Annotated in this window: 1 protein-coding gene; it reads right to left on the bottom strand. The window is 68.5% G+C overall.

From position 1 onward, the window contains the following. Positions 1-322: 322 nt before the first annotated feature. Positions 323-1,005 (bottom strand): 4-hydroxy-3-methylbut-2-enyl diphosphate reductase (ispH, locus tag NP3_RS00005; RefSeq protein WP_063036449.1); only part of this gene is annotated, 683 nt, incomplete at its 5' end.

Consider the following 1,005-nt stretch of genomic DNA (forward strand, 5'->3'; position numbering starts at 1 on the left):
GCAACGAGGGCGAACCGACCCGGGCCGCGCGACCCCCTGCGGCAGCGGCCCGAAGCGAGGGCGAACCGACCCGAGCCGTGCGACCCGCTGCGGCAGCCCCTCGGGCCGATGCAGATTCGAGCCGGACGGCAGCGACCAGACGGCGCGGTGAAGCCCCGCCGCCACACCCGCAGCCCAATGTCCGCTACCGCGAACGTGATTCGAGCCGCACCGAGCGCCGTCGACCAGAAAGCCTCTAGCCGTCGAGCGCAGTCGAATGGCGGCTCCAAACCTTACCCACCGCTACCATTCGACTACCCTCGGCAAACTCGACGGGCGCAGGTCAACGACGCGACGTCCGCAATTCTCTCGGCAGTGCGAATACCAATGTCTCGTTGGCCGTGGTTACCGGGTGCACGTCACCGAAACCGTGCTCCGCCAACATATCCAGCACGCCGCGCACCAGGATGTCGGGCACGGACGCACCCGAGGTGATGCCGACCGTGCGCGCACCTGCCAGCCACGCCGGGTCGACCTCGCGGGCGTAGTCCACCAGGTAGGAGGCCTTCGCGCCCGCGCCGAGCGCGACCTCGACCAAGCGCACCGAATTCGACGAATTGCGCGAGCCGACCACGATCACCAGATCGCATTCCGGCGCCATCGCCTTCACCGCCACCTGACGGTTCTGGGTGGCGTAGCAGATGTCATCGCTCGGCGGATCCTGCAGTCCGGGGAACCGCTGGCGCAGCCGCTGCACCGTCTCCATGGTCTCGTCGACGCTGAGCGTGGTCTGGGAGAGCCAGATCACCTTGGACTCGTCGCGCACGGTGACCCGGTCGACCGCATCCGGACCGTCGACGAGCTGCACATGCTCAGGGGCCTCGCCCGCGGTGCCCTCGACCTCCTCGTGCCCCTCGTGACCGATCAGCAGAATGTCGTAGTCGTCGCGGGCGAAGCGCTTGGCCTCCTGATGCACCTTGGTCACCAGCGGGCAGGTGGCGTCGATCGTGCGCAGATTGCGCGCCG

It is taken from the genome of Nocardia pseudovaccinii NBRC 100343, from assembly GCF_001613225.1.
In the GTDB taxonomy this organism is placed as follows: Bacteria; Actinomycetota; Actinomycetes; order Mycobacteriales; family Mycobacteriaceae; genus Nocardia; species Nocardia pseudovaccinii.